We start from the raw sequence: 21427 nt of genomic DNA, 5'->3' as shown, positions 1-21427 counted from the left end.
TCACAACTCCTTGCGGATACGTTCGATCAGGTCGACGGAGTCGCGAAGGGCGAGCCCGTTTCTGGCGATCCGCTCGAACGTAACGTTGTGCCGTGCGGCGTCCGCCTCGCTCTCCAGCCACAGAGTAGAGGACGTCGTGTCCATGTAGACCACGTCCATCGCCCCGGGTTCCGCGAACGAGACGACGCTGAACGCGCTGGTCATGCCGGGGTGTGAGCCCGCCAGGAACGGCACGACCTGGAGCTTCACATTCGGCAGCTGAGCCGACTCCACGAGGCGCCCCAGCTGTACGCGCATGACCTCGCGTCCACCCACCAACTGACGCAGAGCCTGCCCGTGGGCAAGTCGGTGTGGGCGGAGCTGGACGTGGGCCGGGGGCGGCCCGCGTAGCGTGCCGCGGCTGCCGGGAACGGCCCGGGGCCGCCTCCGTGAGGAGACGGCCCCGGGGTCGGCTCACCGGCCTGGGCTACGCCCAGGTGATCAGTCGCTTCGGCTGCTCCAGGATCGCCGCCACGTCGGCGAGGACCTTGGAGCCCAGCTCGCCGTCGACCAGGCGGTGGTCGAAGGAGAGCGCCAGCGTGGTGACCTGGCGGGGCTTGACCTTGCCCTTGTGGACCCACGGCTGGAGCTTGATCGCACCGACCGCGAGGATCGCGGACTCGCCTGGGTTGAGGATCGGCGTGCCCGTGTCGACGCCGAAGACGCCGACGTTCGTGATGGTGACCGTGCCGCCCTGCATGGCACCCGGGGACGTCTTGCCCTCGCGGGCCGTGGCGACCAGCTCGCCGAGCGACTCGGCCAGTTGCGGCAGGGTCTTGGCGTGGGCGTCCTTGATGTTCGGGACGATGAGGCCACGGGGTGTGGCCGCCGCGATGCCCAGGTTGACGTAGTGCTTGCGCACGATCTCCTGGGCGGCCTCGTCCCAGGACGCGTTCACGTCCGGGTTGCGCTTGATGGCGACCAGCAGGGCCTTGGCGATGAGCAGCAGCGGGTTCACCCGCAGGCCGGTCATCTCCTTGTCCTGCTTGAGCTCCTCGACCAGTTTCAGCGTGCGCGTCACGTCGACGGTGACGAACTCCGTGACGTGCGGCGCGGTGAACGCGGAGCCCACCATGGCCTGGGCCGTGGCCTTGCGGACCCCCTTGACCGGGATCCGGGTCTCCCGGGCACCGTCGTACGTGACGGCGGGCGCCGGCGCGGCGGCCGGGGCCGGGGTCTTTGCCGGGGCGGGCGCCGTCACGGACGGGGCGGCCTGCGGCGCCACCGCCGCGTGCACGTCCTCGCGCGTGATGATCCCGTCGGGACCCGACGGAGTGATCGTCGCGAGATCGACCCCGAGGTCCTTGGCGAGCTTGCGGACGGGCGGCTTGGCCAGCGGACGCTGCCCGCCGTTGCCGTTCAGCTCGGCCTGGATCGCGGTGGCCGCGTAGTACGTGCCGGGCGGGGCCACGGGCCGGGGCTCAGCTCCCCTGCGGGGGCGGCGCCTGGTGGAGGCCTCGGCGACCCCGTATCCGACGAGGACCGGCGTGCGGCCCTCGGACTTCGGCTCCTCGGCCAGGGGTGCGGGCGGCGCGGCGGCGGCCACGGGCGCGGCCGGGGCCTGTGCGGCAGGCGCCTCGGGGGCGGGGGCGCCGGCACCGCCGGACACGTCCACGGTGATGATCACCTCGCCCACGTCCACCGTCGTGCCCTCGGGGAAGCGGAGTTCGCTCACCACCCCGTCGTACGGAATGGGCAGCTCCACGGCGGCCTTGGCCGTCTCGACCTCGCAGACGACCTGGCCGTCGGTGACCTGGTCACCGGGCTGGACGTACCACTTGAGGATCTCGGCCTCGGTGAGCCCCTCGCCCACGTCGGGCATCTTGAACTCGCGGAGGCCGGAGGCGGTCTCTGTCATCGTCGTCACGACCTTCTCCCTCAGTACGCCAGCGAGCGGTCGACGGTGTCGAGCACCCGGTCCAGGCCCGGCAGGTACTCGTCCTCCAGGCGCGCCGGCGGGTACGGGGCGTGATAGCCGCCGACCCGCAGGACGGGCGCCTCCAGGTGGTAGAAGCACCGCTCCGTGATGCGGGCGGCGATCTCCGCGCCCGTGCCGAGGAACACCGGGGCCTCGTGGACCACGACGAGCCGGCGGGTCTTCTCGACGGAGGCCTGGACCGTGTCGAAGTCGATCGGCGACATGGAGCGCAGGTCGACGACCTCCAGGGACTTGCCCTCCTCCTGGGCCGCGTCGGCGACCTCCCGGCAGACCTTCACCATCGGGCCGTACGCCACCAGCGTCAGGTCGCTGCCCTCGCGGACGACCCGCGCCCTGTGCAGCGGTCCGGGGATCGCGCTCTTGTCGACCTCGGACTTGTCCCAGTAGCGGCGCTTCGGCTCGAAGAAGATCACCGGGTCGTCGCTCTGGATGGCCTGCTGCATCATCCAGTAGGCGTCGGCGGCGTTCGAGGGGGAGACCACCTTCAGGCCCGCCACGTGCGCGAAGAGCGCCTCGGGGGACTCGGAGTGGTGCTCGACGGCACCGATGCCGCCGCCGTACGGGATGCGGATGACGACGGGGAGCTTGATCTTGCCGAGCGCACGCGCGTGCATCTTCGCGAGCTGCGTGACGATCTGGTCGTACGCCGGGAAGACGAAGCCGTCGAACTGGATCTCGACCACGGGGCGGTAGCCGCGCAGGGCCAGGCCGATGGCCGTGCCGACGATGCCGGACTCGGCGAGCGGGGTGTCGATGACCCGGTCCTCGCCGAAGTCCTTCTGGAGGCCGTCGGTGACCCGGAAGACACCGCCGAGCTTGCCGACGTCCTCGCCCATGATGAGGACCTTGGGGTCGGTGTCGAGGGCCGTGCGCAGCGATTCGTTGATCGCCTTGGCCAGCGCCATCTTCTCTGCCGCCATGGTTACTTGCCCTCCCCTTCATCGGCGAACGACGCCTGGTAGGCGGCGAACTGGGCGCGCTCCTCGTCGACGAGCGCGTGCCCGTCCGCGTACGCGTTCTCGAAGATCGCGAAGCGGTCCGGGTCCGGCATGGCACGCACCGCGTCCCGCACTCGCTTGCCCAACGCCTCGCTCTCCGCGTCGAGTTCCGCGAAGAATCCCTCGTCCGCGTGGTTTGCCGCCTCCAGGTAGGCGCGCAGACGCAGGATCGGGTCCTTCGCCTCCCACGCCTCGCGCTCCTCGTCGGCCCGGTACTTGGTCGGGTCGTCGGAGGTGGTGTGCGCGCCCATGCGGTACGTGTACGCCTCCACCAGGGTGGGGCCCTCGCCGGCGCGGGCCCGCTCCAGGGCCCACTTGGTGACGGCGAGGCAGGCGAGGACGTCGTTGCCGTCGACGCGGACGCCCGGGAAGCCGTAGCCCCGCGCGCGCTGGTAGAGCGGGACGCGGGTCTGCTTCTCGGTCGGCTCGGAGATCGCCCACTGGTTGTTCTGGCAGAAGAAGACGACGGGGGCGTTGTAGACCGCGGAGAAGGTGAACGATTCGGCGACGTCGCCCTGGCTGGAGGCGCCGTCCCCGAAGTAGGCGATCACGGCCGAGTCGGCGCCGTCCTTGGCGACGCCCATGGCGTAGCCGGTGGCGTGCAGGGTCTGCGAGCCGATGACGATCGTGTACAGGTGGAAGTTGTTGCTGTTCGGGTCCCAGCCGCCGTTGTTCACGCCGCGGAACATGCCGAGCAGGTTCGTCGGGTCGACGCCGCGGCACCAGGCGACGCCGTGCTCCCGGTAGGTCGGGAAGACGTAGTCGTCGTCCCGGGTGGCCCGGCCCGAACCGATCTGTGCGGCCTCCTGGCCGAGCATCGAGGCCCACAGGCCCAGCTCGCCCTGGCGCTGCAGCGAGGTGGCCTCCGCGTCGAAACGACGGCTCAGCACCATGTCCCGGTACAGGCCGCGCAACTCCTCGGGGGTGATGTCCGCGACGTACGCGTCGTACGTGGCGTCCTTGACCCGCTTGCCTTCCGGGGTCAGCAGCTGGACGAGTTCGGGCTCGGCGCCCGGGGCCGCCTTGGCGGCCGCGCCGGTGCGCTTGCTCGCGGCGGTCTTCGTACCGGCGCTGCGTCGCGGCTTGCGCGCGGCAGTGCTCTCCACGGTCACGTGTGCTCCTCCGTCGGTCCGGCCCCCGGGGTTGCCGGGTGGCCAGTGCGGCTCGCCTGATCCCGATCCCGTGCACGGGGTGGGTGCCACTCGGCCGGGAACAGACGTGACAGGTGCCCCGGCGAGCGCCCTGCAACAAGCACGTTACCCAGTGCTCCACATTTCTGTGAAACCCCACCTGACCTGCGATTTTGCTTGGATTTCCAAGTACTTTGCACGAGGGGTCCCAAGTGAATCGCCCGAGCCGGGGACATGCGCTGGTCACAGCCTTGCAGGGGGCCGGAACACCGGCACGTTATCCCGGTCACCCCTGGCACGGGAAGAGTTCACCTCATTCACCTCAAGCGGGTATTCCGACCCTGTGTGAAACTGGCCCCGTGCGCGAAGACGGGAAAATCACCGTATTCCTCCTCGACGACCACGAGGTGGTGCGCCGTGGCGTCCATGAGCTGCTGTCCGGGGAGCCCGACGTCGAGGTGGTCGGGGAGGCCGGGACCGCGGCCGACGCCCTGGTGCGGATTCCGGCCACCCGACCGGACGTCGCCGTGCTGGACGTACGGCTTCCGGACGGCAGCGGCGTCGAGGTGTGCCGCGAGATCCGCTCGCGCGACGAGGACATCAAATGCCTGATGCTGACGTCCTACGCCGACGACGAGGCCCTGTTCGAAGCGATCATGGCGGGCGCCTCGGGCTACGTCCTCAAGGCCATCCGCGGCACCGAGCTGCTGGCCGCCGTACGTGACGTCGCGGCCGGGAAGTCCCTGCTCGACCCGGTGGCCACGGCAAGCGTGCTGGAGCGGTTGCGCGACGGGGGCAACCCGAAGACCGACGACCGGCTCGCCCACCTCACCGACCAGGAACGCAGGATCCTCGACCTGATCGGGGAGGGCCTCACCAACCGCGCCATCGGCGAGCGGCTGCACCTGGCGGAGAAGACGATCAAGAACTACGTGTCCGGCCTGCTGTCGAAACTGGGCATGGAGCGCAGGTCCCAGGCAGCCGCCTATGTGGCGCGCCTGCAAGTGGAGAACGACCGGCGCTGACGCGTCCATTCGGGACCTATGGCCCCTCCTGCCGGGGCGGGTGGCTCTTTCCCGCCGTCCCCCGGTGCCACAGATTGGTGGGCATGCCCACCGACGAACAGCTCGCCGTGGACCTCATCGGCCGGGTCGCCCACGGCCGCGCGGCCACCAGCATGCGCGCGCTGCCCTTTGACGGCGAGCCGTTCGACCCGGTCCACCTGGCGATCGAGCCGCGCTTCGCCACCGTGCACACCACCGACGGTGCCCTGGAACGTCGGTTCCAGCACATGCTGTGACCGAAGACGACTGTGTGTGACAAGCGCGAGGTCAGCGCTCCGTTCCGTGCCCTAGCATCTGGCGCGTGCCGCGCCCATCTGTACCACCCCCTATGACTCACGCGCCCCCCTTGGGTGCCCTTCTGCGCCGTTACGCCGCCGGGTCCGTGCTGACCTGCGAGCCCGTCGACCAGGGCCTGCTCAACCGCGGATACCGGCTCCGCACCACCCGCGGCCGCTACTTCCTCAAGCACCACTTCGACCCCGAGACCGCCGACCCGGCCGCCATCGTCCGGCAGCACCGCGCCACCCAGCGCCTCGCGGACCTCGGCGTCCCGGTCGCCCCGCCGCTCGCGGGCACCGACGGCCGGACGGTCACGGTCGTCGGCGGCCACGCCTACGCCCTGCACCCCTGGATCGACGGCGGGCACCGCCACGGCGGCCAGCTGGCCACCGGCCAGTGCCGACGGCTCGGGGCGCTCCTGGGCGTCGTACACGCGTGTCTGGAGCGGGTGATGCCGCCGGACGGGCGACCGCCGGAGAAGCCCGTGGACGGCGCCGATCCGGCGGACACCTTCGCGCTCATCGACGACCTGCTCGCGCACGTGCGCCGGCACCGCCCGCCGGACGCCTTCGACGAACTGGCACGGCACCGGCTCCTGGAGCGGCGGACCCTCCTGGAGGAGCACGCCGGCCGGCGGCCGCCGCGGGGCGGCCCGGTGGGATGGGTGCACGGTGACTTCCACCCCTTCAACCTGCTCTACCGGGACGGCGAGCCCGCCGCGATCGTCGACTGGGACCGGCTGGGCGTCCAGCCCCGCGCCGAGGAGGCCGTCCGCGCCGCGGTGATCTTCTTCCTCCGCCCGGCCGGCACCCTCGACCTGGCCAAAGTGCGTGCCTACGCGCGCGCGTACCGGCGCGCGGCGGGCGCCTCCCCGGCCGAGCTCGCGGCCGCCGCGCACCGGGTGTGGTGGGAGCGCCTCAACGACTTCTGGATGCTCCGCTGGCACTACGAGCGCGGCGACACCCGCGCCGACTCCCAGTTCCCGGCGGCCTCGGCCCTGGTGGCGTGGTGGACCCGCGAGTACGACGCGGTGCGCGAGGCGTTCGCGGGGTGACCCGGGCACCGGCGGACCGGACGGCCCGCGCGCGTGAGCCGCCGTGTCAGGGGCTCACGCGCGCGTGGAGCGGGGTACGGCCGCGGGTCAGAGATCGCCCCCGGCGGCACCCTCCGTGCCGCCGCCACCGCTGTCCGCCGGGTCGGGCGACTCCGGGGGTTCGGCCGACTCCGAGGGATTCGACGAAGGCGTCGGCTTGGTCGGCGGCGTCTTCGACGGCGTCGTCTTCGGGGGCTCGTCCGAGGCCTGGTCGGAGGGGGTCGCGGAGGGGGTGTACGACGGCGTGTAGTCGCCTCCGGTGCCCGCGCCCGTGCCGGTGCCGTTGTCGGTGGAGTCTTCGGTGGACTCCTCCGTGGTGTCCTTGCTGGGCTTCTTGCTGGAGTCCTTCTCCTTGGTCGCCGACGACGTGGGCGAGTGCGTCGTGTCGGTGCCGCCCTTGCCGCCACCGGTGTTGTTCAGCGCCAGCGCCACACCCGCCGCGATGGCGATCACCGCGAAGACCGCGAGGATCCACAGCTTGCCGCGGCCACTGCCCCGGTTGCCGTGCCCCTCGAAGCCCCCGTCGTCGCCACCGGACTGCGGCAGCAGCGGCGAGGGGATCTGCGCGGTGCCCGAGTCCCCGAGGTTCGGCAGCATGCCCGCGCCCGCGAAGCCGGCCGCCGCGGCCGGCCGGCCCTCGTGCACCGTCACCGGGCCGGTGTTCCAGGTACCGGTGTGGCCGCCCTGGTCGTACAGCATCTGCAGCGCGTACTGGACCAGGCCGCGCATCTCCTCGGCGGTCTGGAACCGGTCGTCGGGCTCCTTCGCCAGGGCGCGCATCACGAGTCCGTCGAGCTCCGGCGGCACCGTGTCCGAGACGGACGACGGGGGCGCCGGGATGTCCTGCACGTGCTGGTAGACCACGGACAGCGGCGTCTCACCGGTGAACGGGGGACGCAGCGCGAGCAGTTCGTAGAGCAGGCAGCCGGTCGCGTACAGGTCGGAGCGGTGGTCGACGGCCTTGCCGAGCGCCTGCTCCGGGGAGAGGTACTGCGGGGTGCCCATGACCATGCCGGTCTGGGTCATCGTCGACTGCGCGCCGTGCAGGGCGCGCGCGATGCCGAAGTCCATCACCTTCACGGCACCCGTGTCGGTGATGATCACGTTGGCGGGCTTGATGTCGCGGTGCACGATGCCGTGCTGGTGCGAGTACGCCAGCGCCTCCAGGACACCGGAGACGATGATCAGCGCCTGCTCCGGCCCGGGGGCCTCGGCGTTGAGCAGCAGGTCGCGGATCGTGCGGCCCTCGACGATCTCCATCACGATGTACGGCACGACGCCGTGGCCGACGTTGTCCTCGCCGGAGTCGTACACGGCGACGACCGCGTGGTGGTTGAGTCCGGCCACCGACTGGGCCTCGCGCGTGAAGCGGGCCTTGGAGACCGGGTCCTCGGCCAGGTCGGACCGGAGCAGCTTGACCGCGACGGTGCGGCCGAGACGTACGTCCTCGGCGGCGAACACCTCGGCCATACCACCCCGGCCGAGTCTGCGGGTGAGCCGATACCGGCCATCGCCGACCAGCCCGCCGTTACCCCACATCTCCGGCGCATCTGACATACCGCCGCCAGTCGCCTCGGGGTCGGACGGGCCCTGAGCGCGCTGCTGCTGTGCCATCAGTCCTCGCCGTCGTTTCTGCCCGCGGTCTGCGCGGTGGTTGTTACGGTCTCCGTCGGGCCACGCTACAGGCTCCGCGCAAGGCGCCGGTCCGAGTTGGATTCGAGATGGACCGGTCATGAAACCCGCAGCGGGTCCCCGGGGGCAAATCCTGTGTACCGGCCGTACAACACCTGTAACGCTTCCGCGACGCTTCCTTCGCGTACGGTCACGGAACGGGCACCGAGCTTGACGTGTCGGTGCCCTCGGGCAGACTTGGCCGGGAATAGCACATTGGATCACTGAGGACCGATCGCGGGACGCGGGAGCACACCAGCCGCTGCCACCGCGCCGATGGGGGACGCAGAAACATGAGCCAGGACGGCGCACAGGGCCGGTACGCGGGGCGTGCGGTCGCCGGCGGGCGCTACCAGCTGCGCGACTTGCTCGGCGAAGGCGGCATGGCCTCGGTGCACCTCGCGTACGACTCGGTGCTCGACCGCCAGGTCGCGATCAAGACACTGCACACCGAGCTCGGCCGTGAGCAGGCCTTCCGCGAGCGTTTCCGCCGCGAGGCGCAGTCGGTGGCCAAGCTCACGCACACGAACATCGTCTCGGTCTTCGACACCGGCGAGGACGACCTCGACGGCATGACGACGCCGTACATCGTCATGGAGTACATCGAGGGCGACCCGCTCGGCTCGGTCCTCGACGCGGACATCCAGCAGTACGGCGCCATGCCCGCCGACAAGGCCCTGAAGATCACCGCGGACGTGCTGGCCGCCCTGGAGATCAGCCACGAGATGGGCCTGGTCCACCGGGACATCAAGCCGGGCAACGTGATGATGACGAAGCGCAACGTCGTCAAGGTGATGGACTTCGGCATCGCCCGCGCCATGCAGTCCGGGGTCACGTCGATGACCCAGACCGGCATGGTCGTCGGCACCCCGCAGTACCTCTCGCCCGAGCAGGCCCTCGGCCGGGGCGTCGACGCGCGCAGCGACCTGTACTCGGTCGGCATCATGCTCTTCCAACTGGTCACCGGGCGGCTGCCGTTCGAGGCGGACTCACCCCTGGCCATCGCGTACGCGCACGTCCAGGAGGAGCCCGTCGCGCCCTCCTCGGTCAACCGCTCGCTGCCGCCCGCCGTGGACGCCCTGGTCGCCCGCGCGCTGAAGAAGAACCCGAACGAGCGCTTCCCCAGCGCCGAGGCGATGCGCGACGAGTGCCTGCGCGTGGCCCAGTCGCTGCACGCCACCGCCCCGAGCATCGTGCCGGGCGCCCAGACGCCCAGCGGTTCCGGTGTCGGCTCCGCCGTCTTCCCGCCGGTCGACCAGTCGGCCCCGGCCCCCACGGGCCCGGTCCAGACGCCTTACCAGCCGGGCCCCTACAACCCGCGGACGCCGGCGCCCTCGCACACCCCGGCGCCGTCGTACGGCTATCCGCAGCAGGGCGGCTACCAGACGCCGCAGACCGCGGCGTACTCCCCGCAGCACGGCTCGTCGACCCCGCCGCCGTACGGCCTGACGCCCCACTCCACGGCGTCCGGCAACTCCGGTGGCCGCAAGAGCAACAAGGGAATGATCATCGGCTCCGTCGTCGTCGCGCTGGTCGCGATAGGCGGTCTGATCACGGCGCTCATGATGAACAGCGGCGGTGACGACGACAAGGGCGGCGGCGACGCCACCGGCTCGGCGTCCGCGTCCCCGGTCCCCGGCCACAAGGGTCCGGACACGACGAAGGTCATCGAGACCACCAAGTGCACGGAGCCGGACGAGTCGTACAACGACCCGGACAAGATCAAGGTCCCCGAATTCACCTTCAAGAACCTCAAGTCGGTCAAGTCGTGCTTCCAGGCCGCCGGTTGGCAGATGGATGTCAAGAAGGTGGATGAGAACACCTACGGCGAGGACACGGTCATGGACCAGTTCCCGTCCGCGGGCACGGACGTGGACCCGAAGGACATGCCCGAGATCGAGCTGAGCGTCTCGACGGGCGACCCGGCCTGACCGGCCGCTGAAACCGCCGTCGGCCGCCGGCCGACACACGAAGGGCCCGGCACGGAAAGTGCCGGGCCCTTCGCGGGTCCCACGCCGGGTCCGTCCGGCCGGCGGGGTCCCGGGGGTTACAGGTACGGACCGCCCGAGCGGCCGCCCGTGCGCGGGTCCTCCTCGTCGTCACCGCCGCCGACGCCCGGCGGCAGGGCCCTGCGCATCTGCTCCAGCTGCGCCCTGGCCGCCATCTGCTGGGCGAACAGGGTGGTCTGGATCCCGTGGAAAAGGCCCTCCAGCCATCCCACCAACTGTGCCTGCGCGATGCGCAGTTCGGCGTCGCTCGGCGTCCCCTCGTCCGTGAAGGGGAGGGAGAGCCGCTCCAGCTCGTCGACCAACTCGGGCGCCAGGCCGTCCTCCAGCTCCTTGACCGAGCTGGCGTGGATCTCCTTGAGCCGCACCCGGCTGGCCTCGTCCAGAGGTGCCGCCCGCACTTCTTCCAGCAGCTGCTTGATCATGCTGCCGATGCGCATCACCTTGGCGGGCTGTTCCACCATCTCCGTCACCGGGATCTCACGGGAGTCCTGGTTCCCGGCACCACCGGCGCCGCCGAGAGGCAGTCCGTCCTCACCTACGACCAGGATCTGGGGGTTCTCCGGCGACCGTTCGTTCCTCGGCATCTCCATTGCGCCATTGTCTCGCACCCGTCCGCCTCATCACGGCGTGCCCCCTCCGGAGGGTGATCCTCCGGTCGGCCCCCGACGAGATGCCGGGATCGTCACGTCATGTGAGGCTTGTTCCGTTGATCTTGGCGACTCTCGCACCGGGAGGGGGTCACGGACGTGACTCCAAGGCTCCGCACACCGCGACGGCGCGGCACCGCGCCGTTCATGGCGGGACTGGTACTGCTGCTGACCCTGTCGGCCGGCGGCACCGCCCGGATGTCGTACGCGGCCTCGCCCCCGGACGAGAGCGGGTCCCAGCCCTCACCGTCCGTCTCCGTGTCCCCCACGCCGACGACGACGGCGTCCCGTGTTCCGGCCGCCGACGAGTCCCGGGCCGGCAGCCGGGCGGGCGAGGGCCGCAAGCGTCCGGGGCGGGAGGAACCGGCACCGCGGGACGAGGACTCGGCACCGGCGTACCCGGACCGCGACCCCGGCAGCCGTCAGCGGCCCGAGCGCCCGGACAGGCCCGTCGGCCGGCCCGACGCGGACTCCGACACCGCGGACGGCACCGCCCACGCGGACGACACGGAGGGCTCCGACACCGCGGACAGCGACAGCGCCCCGGAGAGCGCGGTCGCCTCCGAAGCGCCACGGGACGCGGCAGGACAGACGCCCTCCCCGGCCCCGGCCGGGGAGCCCGTCACGCGGTCCGCGCCGCAGGAGCCCGTGCTGCGGATCCTGCCGCTGGGCAGCGGGCTGATCCTCATCGGCTGCGGCCTCGGACTCGCCTTCTTCGCCCTGCGGGCCCGACGCGCCTGAGCGACACCGGGTTCACAGTCGCAGGCCCGGACGGCACCCGGTTCGCGCCGGCCGGCCCGGCAGGCCCAGGGCCTGCCGTCTGGCTCGGGCCGGCATGATCCAAAGGACAGGCCCTACGGCACCACCAGCAGCACCTTGCCGATGTGGCCGCTCTCCTCCAGCACCCGGTGTCCCGTGGCCGCGTCGCTCATCGGGATCTCCCGGTCCACCACCGGCCGTACATGACCGCCGGAGATCAGCGGCCACACGTGCTCGCGCACCGCGGCCACGATGGACGCCTTCTCGGCGAGGGGGCGGGCGCGGAGCGAGGTCGCGCTGACCGCGGCCCGCTTGCCGAGGAGCGTGCCGATGTGCAGCTCGCCCTTGACGCCGCCCTGCATACCGATGATCGCGAGGCGCCCGTTGACGGCCAGCGCCCGGACGTTGCGGTCCAGGTACTTGGCACCCATGTTGTCGAGGATCACGTCGGCGCCGCCGCCGTCGGTGGCCCGCTCGATCTCCTCGACGAAATCCTGCTCGCGGTAGTTGACGAGGACGTCCGCACCGAGGTCGGCACAGAACCGCAGCTTGTCCTCGGTCCCCGCCGTGACTGCCACCTTGGCGCCGACCGCCTTCGCCAGCTGGATCGCCATGGTGCCGATGCCGCTGGAGCCGCCGTGCACGAGCAGGGTCTCGCCGGGACGGAGGTGGGAGATCATGAACACGTTGGACCAGACGGTGCAGGTCACCTCGGGCAGCGCCGCCGCCTGCCGGAGGTCCAGCCCGTCCGGCACGGGCAGCAGCTGACCGGCCGGGACGGCGACCTTCTCGGCGTAACCGCCGCCCGAGAGCAGCGCGCACACCTCGTCCCCGACGGCCCACCCGGACACCCCGGGCCCCAGGGCGGCGATCCGCCCGGAGCATTCGAGACCGGGGTACGGGGACGCGCCCGGCGGCGGGTTGTAGAAACCCTGCCGTTGCAGCAGATCGGCTCGGTTGACAGCGCTGGCCACCACCTCGACCAGAACTTCGCCCTCCCCGGGCTCAGGATCCGGGACCTCGTCCCACACCAGCGCCTCGGGTCCACCGGGTTCGACAATCGTGATCGCTCGCATGCCGCGAGGCTACTTCAGGAGACCCGCACGATCGTGATGAGACGGTCCGTCAACTCGAGGCCGCCGATGGCGGGATCGTCGTATCCGAGCACCCGGTGACCTCGTACGACGCTGACCACCAGATCACCGGTCTCGCGCACACCCTTGCCCACCTCGGCCTTTATGACCGGGCGTTCGACGATGTCGAGGCCGCTGCCCTGCTGAATGAGGTCCTCCATGACCAGGCCCGCGCTGGGGCTGAGGACGGAGAGCCCGAGCAGCCGGCCGGCCGCGCCCGCGCTGGTGATGACGGCGTCGGCGCCGGACTGGCGCAGCAGCGGCGCGTTCTCCTCCTCCCGCACCGCGGCCACGATCTTCGCGGTGCCGTTGAGCTGGCGGGCGGTCAGGGCGACCAGCACGGCCGTGTCGTCCCGCTGCGTGGCGATGACGATCTGCCGCGCCCGCTGCACCTCGGCCCGCAGCAGCACGTCGCTGCGCGTCCCGTCGCCCACCACGCCCGCGTACCCCTCGGCCACGGCCGCGTCGACCGCCTCCGGGCCGGGGTCGACCACGACGATGCGCTCCTTCTTCAGCCCCGTCGCACAGAGGGTCTGCACGGCGGACCGCCCTTTCGTCCCGAAACCGACCACCACGGTGTGGTCACGCAAGGGGGGCCTCCCGAGAATCGACGGACGTCACGCGTGCCGACGTTACCCATCCCGGGGCGAAGATCCGAGAGCATGGCCCCGTGCCGGCCGACGGCCGGACCGCGAGCCGCTGGGAGCAGGCCATGAAGGACGGGCAGCAACGACCGCCCAGGACAGCCGTACGCCGGGACGGCACGGGCAGGAGAGGCACGGGCAAAGGGGGCCCGGGCGGCACGGACACGCGGGGCAAGGCCGCCGCGGGGAAGGGGCGGAGCGGTGCCGGCAGGTACTCCATCCTCCGGTCCCTCTGGTACCGGTCGCGCACCGAGGCCCTGGACGACGCGGAGGCGGGCCGCTCGATCCGCCTGCCCGTCGAGGTCACGGTGCCGCCGCTCCAGCAGGTGCTGCGCCGGCTCGCCATGGCGCTGCTGGTCCTCGCCCTCACGACGTTCCTGGTCTGGGTGGACCGCGCCGGCTACCACGACAACTCCGACAGCACGGTCGACCTCCTCGACGCCGCGTACTACGCGACCGTCACCCTCTCCACCACCGGCTACGGCGACATCACCCCGGTGAGCGACACGGCCCGCCTCGTCAACATCCTGGTCATCACCCCGCTGCGCGTGATCTTCCTGATCATCCTGGTCGGCACCACCCTGGAGGTCCTCACCGAGCACACCCGGCAGCAGGTGCGCATCCACCGCTGGCGTTCCCGGATGCGGGACCACGTGGTGGTGGTCGGCTACGGCACCAAGGGGCGGCACGCCATCGAGACGCTGCTGGGCCAGGGCATCCCCAGGGAGCGGATCGTCGTCGTCGACCCGCAGCACAAGACGGTCGACGCGGCGGGCAGCGACGGGCTGGTGGCGGTGCTCGGGGACGCCACCCGCTCCGACACCCTCCTCAAGGCCGAGGTGCAGCACGCCGCCCAGGTGATCGTCGCCCCGCAGCGGGACGACACCGCGACGCTCGTCACGCTCACCGCCCGCCAGCTCAACCGGCGCGCCACGATCGTCGCCGCCGTCCGCGAGGACGAGAACGTGCCGCTGCTGAAGCGGAGCGGCGCCGACATGGTCGTCACCAGCTCCAGTTCGGCCGGCCGCCTGCTGGGGGTGTCGGTGGCCAGCCCGCACGCCGCCGACGTGCTGGAGGGCCTGATGACGTACGGCAGCGGCCTCGACCTGGCGGAACGGCCCGTGTCGGAAGGGGAGATCGGTGCCGCGCCGCGCGACTGCACCGACCTCGTGGTGGCCGTCGTACGCGGCGGGCAGGTACTGGACCAGGCGGCTCCCGGCACCACGCCGCTGCGGGCGGGCGACCGCCTGATCACGATCAGCCGGACCGCGAACGGCGGGCAGCGCCACCCGTAGGCCCCGCGCGTACGGCCGTAGGCCCCGCGCGTACGGCCGCAAGCCCCGCGCGCACGAGGCGCAGGCCCCGCGCGCACGAGGCGGCCGGTCGGCTCGGCTCGATCGGCGGGTGGCCCGGTCGGGGGTCCACGGTCGGCCCGGCCGGCGGGTGGCCCGCCCGGTGGGCCGGGGCCTGCCCGACGGGTGGTCCGCCCGGTCGGCGGGGCTTGCCCGGTCGGCGGGGCTCGGCCGGTCGGCTGCCGGTCAGTGAGGGGTGGACGCGCCGGTCACTCGATGCACGCCCCGAGGCCGGCCAGGGCCCAGGGCAGGTCGAGGATCTCCAGCTCCTGCCCGGCCCGGGCACCGCCGGGCGGTACGACGGCGAGGGCGTCGGACGCGGCGATGCCCCGCAGCATCGCCGGACCGTTGTAGTGCAGCGGCACGGCCCGCTCGGCGCGCAGCGCGACGGGCACGAGCCGGGTGTCGTACGGATGCCCGTGCACGGCCTCCGTGAGAGGCATCGCGTACGGCTCCGGAGCCGCCCGTCCGGCGAGGGTGCGCAGCAGGGGCTCGGCCAGCGTGAGCAGCCCGGAGACGGCGGCCAGGGGATTGCCGGGCAGACCCACGAGGTGCTGGTTCTCCCCGGTGCGGGCCAGCAGCATGGGGTGCCCGGGGCGGACCTTGACGCCGTCCACGAGGAGCTCGGCACCGAGGCGGGCCAGGACGGGGTGCACGTGGTCGACGGGGCCGGCGGCGGTGCCACCGGTGGTGACGATCAGGTCGGCGCCGGATCCGGCGATCGCCTTGTGCAGGGCCTCGGCGTCGTCGCCCAGCCGCCGCACACCGACGACCTCGGCGCCGGCGGCCCGCAGCCAGGACGGGAGCATGGGACCGAGCGCGTCCCGGATGAGCCCGTCCCGGGGAAGACCCGACGTGAGCAGCTCGTCGCCGAGGACGAGGACCTCGGCCCGCGGGCGGGGGAGAGCGGCGAGCGTGTCGTAGCCGGCTGCCGCGGCGAGGCCCAGCACGGCCGGGGTGACCAGCGCGCCGACGGGCAGGAGGTGGTCGCCGCTGCGGCACTCCTGGCCCCGCGGCCGGATGTCCTGCCCGTGCACGACGTCGCCTGTCGCGTGCAGGCGTCCCTTCTCGTCGGTCCGCCCGTGCTCACTGCGCAGGACGGCGGTCACGTCCTGCGGGATACGCGCCCCGGTGGCGATCCGCACCGCCTCACCGTCGGTGAGCCGCTCCGGCTGGGCCTGCCCGGCGAGCACGCCCTCCTCGCGCACGTCCCAGGGACCGGGGCCCGCCACCGCCCACCCGTCCATCGCGGACGTGTCGAAGGAGGGCAGGTCCGTGAGCGCGGCGAGCGGCGTGGCGAGAACCAGGCCGAGGGAGGCGTCGAGCGGTACGGAGACGGGTGCCCGGCACGCTCCGGCACGGCCGGCCCGTTCGGCGATGGTGCGTGCCTGCGGCCAGGGGGTGGCCCGGTGATGCTCGGTGGGGGCGGCGCGGTGTCCGTGCTGCCCGCCGTCGGGGGCGGGGACCGGCCGGCTCCGTGGCGTGGGCGCGGTCTCCCCCTTGACCAGGGCGAGGGCCTCTTCGACGTCGAAGTCCTCGTCGTCCTGGCTGTTCCGGGTGCCGCGGACGGCGGTCATCCGGCGTCCTTGCGACCGGCGGGACCGTCGCCGGACGGGGCCCCGTTCGTTGCCGACGGTTCCGCGGTCACGGGCGGCGGGGCGGGCGTGCCGGTGTCCGGCGGGGCGGGCGTGCCGGTGTCCGGCCGGGCTGAGGCGTCCTCGGCCGCCCAGGCGAGGGCCAGCCCCGACGCCCTGCGGGCGGCTTCGGCCACCGCTTCGGGGCCGCCCTTCGCCTGCGCGGCCGCGTACCCCACGAGGAACGTGGTCAGCGGCGCCGCGGGGCGGGCCACCGAGTGCGCGGCGTCGCGGGCGAGGTCCAGCAGGACGCCGGTGTCGACGTCCAGGTCGATGCCGAGTTCGTCCTTGACTGCGGAAATCCATTCATCCAACACGTGCCCATGCTCCCTGATGCGTGACCGAGCGGCGGCGATGTCGTCCCAGGTGTCGCAGTCGAAGGACGCGACGGGATCGGAGATACGGGTGAGGTCGAGCGCGGCGGTGACCCGCCGCAACGGCAGCCCTTCCAACCCGCCCCGGTCACCGCCGAGCGCCCCCAGCACCCGCCGCAACGCCGCCGCCCGATACACGGCGACCAACGGCTGCTCCCGCCCATCACGATCGGTGAGGAGAACGCCGTCGGGGTACGGGGGGTGACCGGACGGGACTCCGATGGAGTGCGGGGGGTGACTGGACGGGACCGGGGTGTCCAGGCCGACGCCGGCGGGGTCGAGTGCGTCCGGGTCGACCTCGGCCGGGTCGAGGGCGTCCGGAACCGCGGTGGCCGGCCGGAGCGCCGCCAGCAGCCGCCGTACCGTCCCCGCCGTCAGGAACGGCAGATCGGCGGAGAGTACGACGACGTACTCGGCGGTGGTGTGCCGCAACCCCGCGTCCAGTGCGGCGACGGGCCCCGCCCCCGGGGGATCCTCACGCGCCCACACGACGGGCCGCGCCGTCGGCCTCCGGTCGGCCACGACGACGACGGCCCCGGCACCGGCACCGGTGCACGCGGCCAGCACCCGGTCGAGCAGCGCCCGTCCGCCCACCCGCACACCGGGCTTGTCCGCGCCCCCGAGCCGCCGCGCCCCGCCCCCGGCGAGCACGACGGCGTCGAACGCGGCAGGCCCCCCGGGCACGCCGTCGACGTCACCCGCGGTCGGGGCGACGTCGACGGACGCGGCATCGGCGGCACCCGGTGACTCGTGCGCGGTCATCCCCCGAGTATGGGCGCCCGAAGGATCATTTCCACCCCGTGCACAGCATGTGGACGGAGGCACCCTCCGACGGACCACCACCGGCTGTCCGTAGGTCCACGACGGACTACTACGGCCGACGACGGACCCCGACGGACCCCGACGGGCTACAGCGTCCGCAGCAGGACCGCCGGCTGCTCCACGCAGTCCGCGACAAACCGCAGGAAACCTCCCGCCGTGCCGCCGTCGCACACCCGGTGGTCGAAGGTGAGCGAGAGCTGCACGACCTGCCGTACGGCCAGCTCGCCCTCGTGCACCCACGGCTTGGGGACGATGCGGCCGACGCCGAGCATGGCCGCCTCCGGGTGGTTGATGATCGGTGTGGAGCCGTCCACGCCGAACACGCCGTAGTTGTTCAGCGTGAACGTCCCGCCCGTGAGGTCCCCGGGTGTCAGCGTCCCCGTCCGCGCCGCCTCGGTCAGCCGGGCCAACTCCGCGCCGAGCGACTCCGTGTCCCGCGCGTGCGCGTCCCTGACGACGGGCACGACGAGCCCGCGCTCGGTCTGCGCGGCGAAGCCCAGGTGCACCCGGTCGAGCCGCACGATCTCGCGGGCGTCCATGTCGACCGTCGAGTTGAGCTCCGGGTGGCGGGCCAGCGCGGCGGTGCAGATGCGGGCGAGCAGCGCCAGCAGCGGGATCTTCGGACCGCCCGCCGCGTTCATCGCCGCGCGCGCCCGCATCAGTTCCGTCGCGTCGGCGTCGACCCAGCAGGTCGCGTCGGGTATCTCGCGACGGCTCCGGGAGAGCTTGTCGGCGACGGCACCGCGGACGCCCCGCAGAGGCACGCGGACCCCGTCCGTGACGACCGGCGTCCGGGCGGCCCCGGACGCAACGGGAACCCCGTCGGCGTCACCGCGCGCGGCGGACGGCCGCTCCGCACCGGAGGGACGCTCGCCCGGTACCCGTACCGTGCCCAACCCGGCACCGGCGGCCCGCAGCGCGGACTCGACGTCCGCCCGCAGGATCAGTCCGTCCGGCCCCGAACCCGCCAGCTCCCTCAGGTCGAGACCGTTCTCCCGGGCGAGCCTGCGCACCAGCGGGGAGATCACCGGAACCGGTCCCTCCGCACGAACGGCCCGCTCCGCACCGACTGTCCGCCCCGCACCGGCGGCGCCGTCGGATCCGAACACGCCGTCGGCCACGGCTCCCGCCGCCTCCGGTACGACGGCCGCCGGGGATCCGGCAGGCGCCGCCGGGGATCCGGCGGGCACTCCCGCAGGGCCGGTGCCCGCCGCCGAGGACGGCGCCGCGGCCGCCGCGGCTGCGAAACCGTCCGTGCGCGGCCCGGACCCGGGCGCCGCGGGCCGCACCCGCCTGCGCCGCGAGGGCGGGGCCTGCGTGCCGTATCCCACGAGGACGTTGCCCGACCCCTCGTCGGCATCGGCGTCGGCGTCCGCCGGCGCACCGACCGCGACCGTGATCAGCGGGGCGCCCACGGGCAGTTCGCTGCCCTCGTCGCCGAAACGGGCGGTGACCACGCCCCCGTAGGGGCACGGCACCTCGACCATCGCCTTGGCCGTCTCGACCTCGACGACCGGCTGGTCCACCGCGACGACGTCACCGACCTGGACGAGCCAGCGGACGATCTCCGCCTCGGTGAGGCCCTCCCCGAGGTCGGGGAGCTTGAACTCCAGCACCTGGGCCATCAGCTTCCCCCCTCCCATTGCAGCCGCGCCACCGCGTCCAGGATCCGGTCGACACCGGGCAGATGGTGGCGCTCCAGCATCGGCGGCGGATACGGGATGTCGAACCCGGCCACCCGCAGCACCGGTGCCTCCAGGTGGTGGAAACAGCGCTCGGTGATCCGCGCGGCGATCTCTCCGCCCGGCCCGCCGTACCCACCGGACTCGTGGACGACGACCGCGCGTCCGGTCCGCCGGACCGCCGCGCACACCGTCTCGTCGTCGAACGGCACCAGGGAGCGCAGGTCGACGACTTCGAGGTCCCAGCCCTCGGCCCGCGCGGCCTCGGCCGCCTCCAGGCAGACCGGCACGGACGGGCCGTACGTGACGAGCGTGGCGCTCCGGCCCGGGCGCCGCACCACCGCGCGGCCTGTCGGTTCAACGGCCGTCGGCTCCTGCGGGTTCCACGCGTCCTTCGACCAGTACAGCCGCTTGGGCTCCAGGAAGACCACGGGGTCGTCGGAGGCGATGGCCTCGCGCAGCAGCCCGTAGGCGTCGGCGACGGTGGCGGGCGTGACGACGTGGAGCCCGGGAGTCGCCATGTAGTACGCCTCGGAGGAGTCGCTGTGGTGCTCGACGCCGCCGATGCCTCCCCCGTACGGGACGCGGATGGTGATCGGCAGCGGCATCGCGCCGCGCGTGCGGTTGCGCATCTTCGCGACGTGGCTGATCAGCTGCTCGAACGCCGGGTAGGCGAAGGCGTCGAACTGCATCTCCACGACCGGCCGCAGGCCGTACATCGCCATGCCGACGGCGGTCCCGAGGATGCCGGCCTCCGCCAGGGGCGTGTCCGTGCAGCGGTCCTCGCCGAACTCCTCGGCGAGCCCGTCGGTCACCCGGAAGACACCGCCGAGCGTGCCGACGTCCTCGCCCATGACGTGGACCGTCGGGTCCTCGGCCATGGCGTCGCGCAGCGCGCGCCCGAGAGCCTGCGCCATGGTGGCCGGTTTCAGGGCAACGGTGGTCATCGCCCGGCCCCTTCCGCCCCGTGCGTCCCGTCCGCCTCGGCTTCGAGCTCCGCGCGCAACTGGGCCTCCTGTTCCCGCAGCTGTGGGGTGGGCTCGGCATACACATGGGCGAACAGGTCCATGGGGTCGAGCACCGCGTCCTGGTTCATGCGCGCGCGCAGATCGGCGGCCATGGCCTCGGCGTCCTCCCGCGCGGCCCGTATGCCGTCCTCGTCGATCAGGCCCCGCTCGGTCAGCTCGCGCTCCAGCAAAACGATCGGGTCGTGCGCGCGCCAGGTCTCGACCTCGGCGTCACCCCGGTAGCGGGTGGCGTCGTCGGCGTTCGTGTGGGCGTCGATGCGGTACGTGACGGCCTCGACGAGCGTCGGGCCGCCCCCCGCGCGCGCGTGCCGCACGGCGTCGGAGAGGACCTCGTGCACGGCCGCCGCGTCGTTGCCGTCGACCAGGCGGCCCGGCATCCCGTAGCCGACGGCCTTGTGGGCCAGCGAGGGGGCCGCGGTCTGCTTGGCGAGCGGGACGGAGATGGCGAAGCCGTTGTTCTGGACGAGGAAGACGACCGGGGCCTGCCACACGGCGGCGAAGTTCAGCGCCTCGTGGAAGTCGCCCTCGCTGGTGCCGCCGTCGCCGACCATGGCGAGCGCGACCACGTCGTCGCCCTTCAGGCGGGCGGCGTGGGCGAGGCCCACCGCGTGCGGGAGCTGGGTGGCGAGGGGAGTGCACAAGGGCGCGATGCGGTGCTCGCGCGGGTCGTAGCCCGTGTGCCAGTCGCCGCGCAGCAGGGTGAGGGCCTGGACGGGGTCGAGGCCGCGGGCGACGGCCGCGAGGGTGTCGCGGTAGCTCGGGAAGAGCCAGTCGCGCTCCTCGAGGACGAGGGCGGCGGCGACCTCGCAGGCCTCCTGGCCGGTGGTGGAGGGGTAGACCGCGAGGCGGCCCTGTTTGGTGAGGGCCGTGGCCTGCGTGTTGTAGCGGCGGCCGCGGACCAGCTGGGCGTACAGCCGGCGCAGCAGGTCGGGGTCGGCCTGCGCGGCGGCCTCGGTGCCGAGGACGCGGTGGGGCAGCGCGTCGGGCAGCAGCGGCGCGGGGTCGGTGCGTGGCTGCCAGGCGGGCGGCGGTGTGGGCCGGTAAGCGCCTCGCTGCTCCATGACCGTCATGACGGCACCTCCTCGTGGGAGCGGCTGGGAGAGGCGCACCGGGTGTGATGCGTCTCACCT

The 21427-nt window shown here is 72.8% G+C and carries 17 protein-coding genes and 2 pseudogenes; 6 read left to right on the top strand and 13 right to left on the bottom strand.

The genetic code is table 11. The annotated features are described in order from the left end of the window. From ACFYP4_RS13790 to pdhA (ACFYP4_RS13775), 4 genes and pseudogenes are all read right to left on the bottom strand, one after another. Nucleotides 1-339, bottom strand: a pseudogene (locus ACFYP4_RS13790) (Scr1 family TA system antitoxin-like transcriptional regulator); the annotation flags it as partial. Between the two features lie 127 nt (nucleotides 340-466). Next, nucleotides 467-1906 (bottom strand): dihydrolipoamide acetyltransferase family protein, encoded by a 1440-nt coding sequence (locus ACFYP4_RS13785; protein ID WP_388785342.1) that lies wholly within the window; start codon nucleotides 1904-1906, stop codon nucleotides 467-469. A gap of 11 nt (nucleotides 1907-1917) precedes the next feature. Further along, nucleotides 1918-2898 carry an alpha-ketoacid dehydrogenase subunit beta gene (locus ACFYP4_RS13780; protein ID WP_388785340.1) on the bottom strand — a complete coding sequence of 327 codons (981 nt, stop codon included), beginning with the start codon at nucleotides 2896-2898 and terminating at the stop codon, nucleotides 1918-1920. Nucleotides 2899-2900: 2 nt separating this feature from the next. After that, on the bottom strand, nucleotides 2901-4088 hold the full coding sequence (gene pdhA, locus ACFYP4_RS13775; RefSeq protein ID WP_358850873.1) for a pyruvate dehydrogenase (acetyl-transferring) E1 component subunit alpha: 1188 nt from the start codon (nucleotides 4086-4088) through the stop codon (nucleotides 2901-2903). Nucleotides 4089-4465: 377 nt separating this feature from the next. Between pdhA (ACFYP4_RS13775) and ACFYP4_RS13770 the strand changes: the two genes are divergently transcribed. The 3 genes from ACFYP4_RS13770 (at nucleotide 4466) to ACFYP4_RS13760 (ending at nucleotide 6503) form a co-directional block, all read left to right on the top strand. Next, complete coding sequence (locus tag ACFYP4_RS13770; RefSeq protein WP_358850874.1) at nucleotides 4466-5131, top strand: response regulator transcription factor; 666 nt, start codon at nucleotides 4466-4468, stop codon at nucleotides 5129-5131. Between the two features lie 83 nt (nucleotides 5132-5214). Further along, nucleotides 5215-5406 carry a hypothetical protein gene (locus tag ACFYP4_RS13765; protein ID WP_388785337.1) on the top strand — a complete coding sequence of 64 codons (192 nt, stop codon included), beginning with the start codon at nucleotides 5215-5217 and terminating at the stop codon, nucleotides 5404-5406. Nucleotides 5407-5498: 92 nt separating this feature from the next. Further along, complete coding sequence (locus tag ACFYP4_RS13760) at nucleotides 5499-6503, top strand: phosphotransferase (RefSeq protein ID WP_358850876.1); 1005 nt, start codon at nucleotides 5499-5501, stop codon at nucleotides 6501-6503. Between the two features lie 87 nt (nucleotides 6504-6590). Here ACFYP4_RS13760 and ACFYP4_RS13755 read toward each other — a convergent pair whose 3' ends face one another. Continuing rightward, a complete protein-coding gene (locus ACFYP4_RS13755; protein WP_358850877.1) occupies nucleotides 6591-8156 on the bottom strand; it encodes a protein kinase in 1566 nt (521 codons plus the stop codon). A gap of 350 nt (nucleotides 8157-8506) precedes the next feature. Here ACFYP4_RS13755 and ACFYP4_RS13750 point away from each other — a divergent pair, with 350 nt between their 5' ends. Beyond that, nucleotides 8507-10144: a protein kinase gene (locus ACFYP4_RS13750; protein ID WP_358850878.1), complete on the top strand. Its 1638-nt coding sequence runs from the start codon at nucleotides 8507-8509 to the stop codon at nucleotides 10142-10144. A 116-nt stretch (nucleotides 10145-10260) separates the two neighbouring features. On the opposite strand, the gene ACFYP4_RS13745 is transcribed toward ACFYP4_RS13750, so the two are convergent. After that, entirely contained in the window at nucleotides 10261-10812 is a 552-nt protein-coding gene (locus ACFYP4_RS13745) for a bacterial proteasome activator family protein (RefSeq protein ID WP_358850879.1), read from the bottom strand. Between the two features lie 204 nt (nucleotides 10813-11016). On the opposite strand from ACFYP4_RS13745, the gene ACFYP4_RS13740 reads away from it, so the two are divergent. Continuing rightward, nucleotides 11017-11610 carry a hypothetical protein gene (locus ACFYP4_RS13740; RefSeq protein ID WP_388785334.1) on the top strand — a complete coding sequence of 198 codons (594 nt, stop codon included), beginning with the start codon at nucleotides 11017-11019 and terminating at the stop codon, nucleotides 11608-11610. 113 nt (nucleotides 11611-11723) lie between these two features. Here ACFYP4_RS13740 and ACFYP4_RS13735 read toward each other — a convergent pair whose 3' ends face one another. Continuing rightward, nucleotides 11724-12704 carry an NAD(P)H-quinone oxidoreductase gene (locus ACFYP4_RS13735; RefSeq protein WP_358850881.1) on the bottom strand — a complete coding sequence of 327 codons (981 nt, stop codon included), beginning with the start codon at nucleotides 12702-12704 and terminating at the stop codon, nucleotides 11724-11726. Between the two features lie 14 nt (nucleotides 12705-12718). After that, a pseudogene (locus ACFYP4_RS13730) lies at nucleotides 12719-13360 on the bottom strand (potassium channel family protein); the annotation flags it as partial. Nucleotides 13361-13431: 71 nt separating this feature from the next. Here ACFYP4_RS13730 and ACFYP4_RS13725 point away from each other — a divergent pair. Continuing rightward, on the top strand, nucleotides 13432-14700 hold the full coding sequence (locus ACFYP4_RS13725) for a potassium channel family protein (protein ID WP_388785332.1): 1269 nt from the start codon (nucleotides 13432-13434) through the stop codon (nucleotides 14698-14700). A gap of 266 nt (nucleotides 14701-14966) precedes the next feature. Here the strand turns inward: ACFYP4_RS13725 and ACFYP4_RS13720 are convergent, their stop codons facing one another. The 5 genes from ACFYP4_RS13720 to pdhA (ACFYP4_RS13700) form a co-directional block, all read right to left on the bottom strand. After that, nucleotides 14967-16334, bottom strand: a complete 1368-nt coding sequence (locus ACFYP4_RS13720) for a molybdopterin molybdotransferase MoeA (RefSeq protein WP_388785330.1) — start codon at nucleotides 16332-16334, stop codon at nucleotides 14967-14969. After that, nucleotides 16331-17527, bottom strand: coding sequence for an NTP transferase domain-containing protein (locus tag ACFYP4_RS13715; protein ID WP_388785328.1), 1197 nt, complete (start codon nucleotides 17525-17527; stop codon nucleotides 16331-16333). Before ACFYP4_RS13715 ends, ACFYP4_RS13720 begins: the two co-directional genes overlap by 4 nt. 146 nt (nucleotides 17528-17673) lie before the next feature. Continuing rightward, the gene (locus ACFYP4_RS13710; RefSeq protein WP_388785326.1) at nucleotides 17674-19212 is read right to left on the bottom strand and encodes a dihydrolipoamide acetyltransferase family protein; all 1539 of its coding nucleotides are present in this window, start codon (nucleotides 19210-19212) and stop codon (nucleotides 17674-17676) included. Continuing rightward, complete coding sequence (locus tag ACFYP4_RS13705; protein WP_388785324.1) at nucleotides 19212-20216, bottom strand: alpha-ketoacid dehydrogenase subunit beta; 1005 nt, start codon at nucleotides 20214-20216, stop codon at nucleotides 19212-19214. Before ACFYP4_RS13705 ends, ACFYP4_RS13710 begins: the two co-directional genes overlap by 1 nt. Further along, entirely contained in the window at nucleotides 20213-21367 is a 1155-nt protein-coding gene (gene pdhA / locus ACFYP4_RS13700) for a pyruvate dehydrogenase (acetyl-transferring) E1 component subunit alpha (protein ID WP_358850887.1), read from the bottom strand. Before pdhA (ACFYP4_RS13700) ends, ACFYP4_RS13705 begins: the two co-directional genes overlap by 4 nt. Nucleotides 21368-21427: the final 60 nt, after the last annotated feature.

It is taken from the genome of Streptomyces sp. NPDC005551 (genome assembly GCF_042871785.1).
GTDB lineage: Bacteria > Actinomycetota > Actinomycetes > Streptomycetales > Streptomycetaceae > Streptomyces.
The sequence above is the reverse complement of the archived record's forward strand: the minus strand, read 5'-3'. Positions and strand labels throughout refer to the sequence as shown.

Bases quoted from the DNA above. Each gene is read 5' to 3' on its own strand.
- ACFYP4_RS13765 (WP_388785337.1), top strand. From the start codon at position 5,215: ATGCCCACCGACGAACAGCTCGCCGTGGACCTCATCGGCCGGGTCGCC.
- ACFYP4_RS13780 (WP_388785340.1), bottom strand. From the start codon at position 2,898: ATGGCGGCAGAGAAGATGGCGCTGGCCAAGGCGATCAACGAATCGCTG.
- ACFYP4_RS13735 (WP_358850881.1), bottom strand. From the start codon at position 12,704: ATGCGAGCGATCACGATTGTCGAACCCGGTGGACCCGAGGCGCTGGTG.
- ACFYP4_RS13745 (WP_358850879.1), bottom strand. From the start codon at position 10,812: ATGGAGATGCCGAGGAACGAACGGTCGCCGGAGAACCCCCAGATCCTG.
- ACFYP4_RS13705 (WP_388785324.1), bottom strand. From the start codon at position 20,216: ATGACCACCGTTGCCCTGAAACCGGCCACCATGGCGCAGGCTCTCGGG.
- ACFYP4_RS13720 (WP_388785330.1), bottom strand. From the start codon at position 16,334: ATGACCGCCGTCCGCGGCACCCGGAACAGCCAGGACGACGAGGACTTC.
- ACFYP4_RS13760 (WP_358850876.1), top strand. From the start codon at position 5,499: ATGACTCACGCGCCCCCCTTGGGTGCCCTTCTGCGCCGTTACGCCGCC.
- ACFYP4_RS13755 (WP_358850877.1), bottom strand. From the start codon at position 8,156: ATGGCACAGCAGCAGCGCGCTCAGGGCCCGTCCGACCCCGAGGCGACT.
- ACFYP4_RS13750 (WP_358850878.1), top strand. From the start codon at position 8,507: ATGAGCCAGGACGGCGCACAGGGCCGGTACGCGGGGCGTGCGGTCGCC.
- ACFYP4_RS13740 (WP_388785334.1), top strand. From the start codon at position 11,017: ATGGCGGGACTGGTACTGCTGCTGACCCTGTCGGCCGGCGGCACCGCC.
- ACFYP4_RS13715 (WP_388785328.1), bottom strand. From the start codon at position 17,527: ATGACCGCGCACGAGTCACCGGGTGCCGCCGATGCCGCGTCCGTCGAC.
- pdhA (WP_358850887.1), bottom strand. From the start codon at position 21,367: ATGACGGTCATGGAGCAGCGAGGCGCTTACCGGCCCACACCGCCGCCC.
- ACFYP4_RS13710 (WP_388785326.1), bottom strand. From the start codon at position 19,212: ATGGCCCAGGTGCTGGAGTTCAAGCTCCCCGACCTCGGGGAGGGCCTC.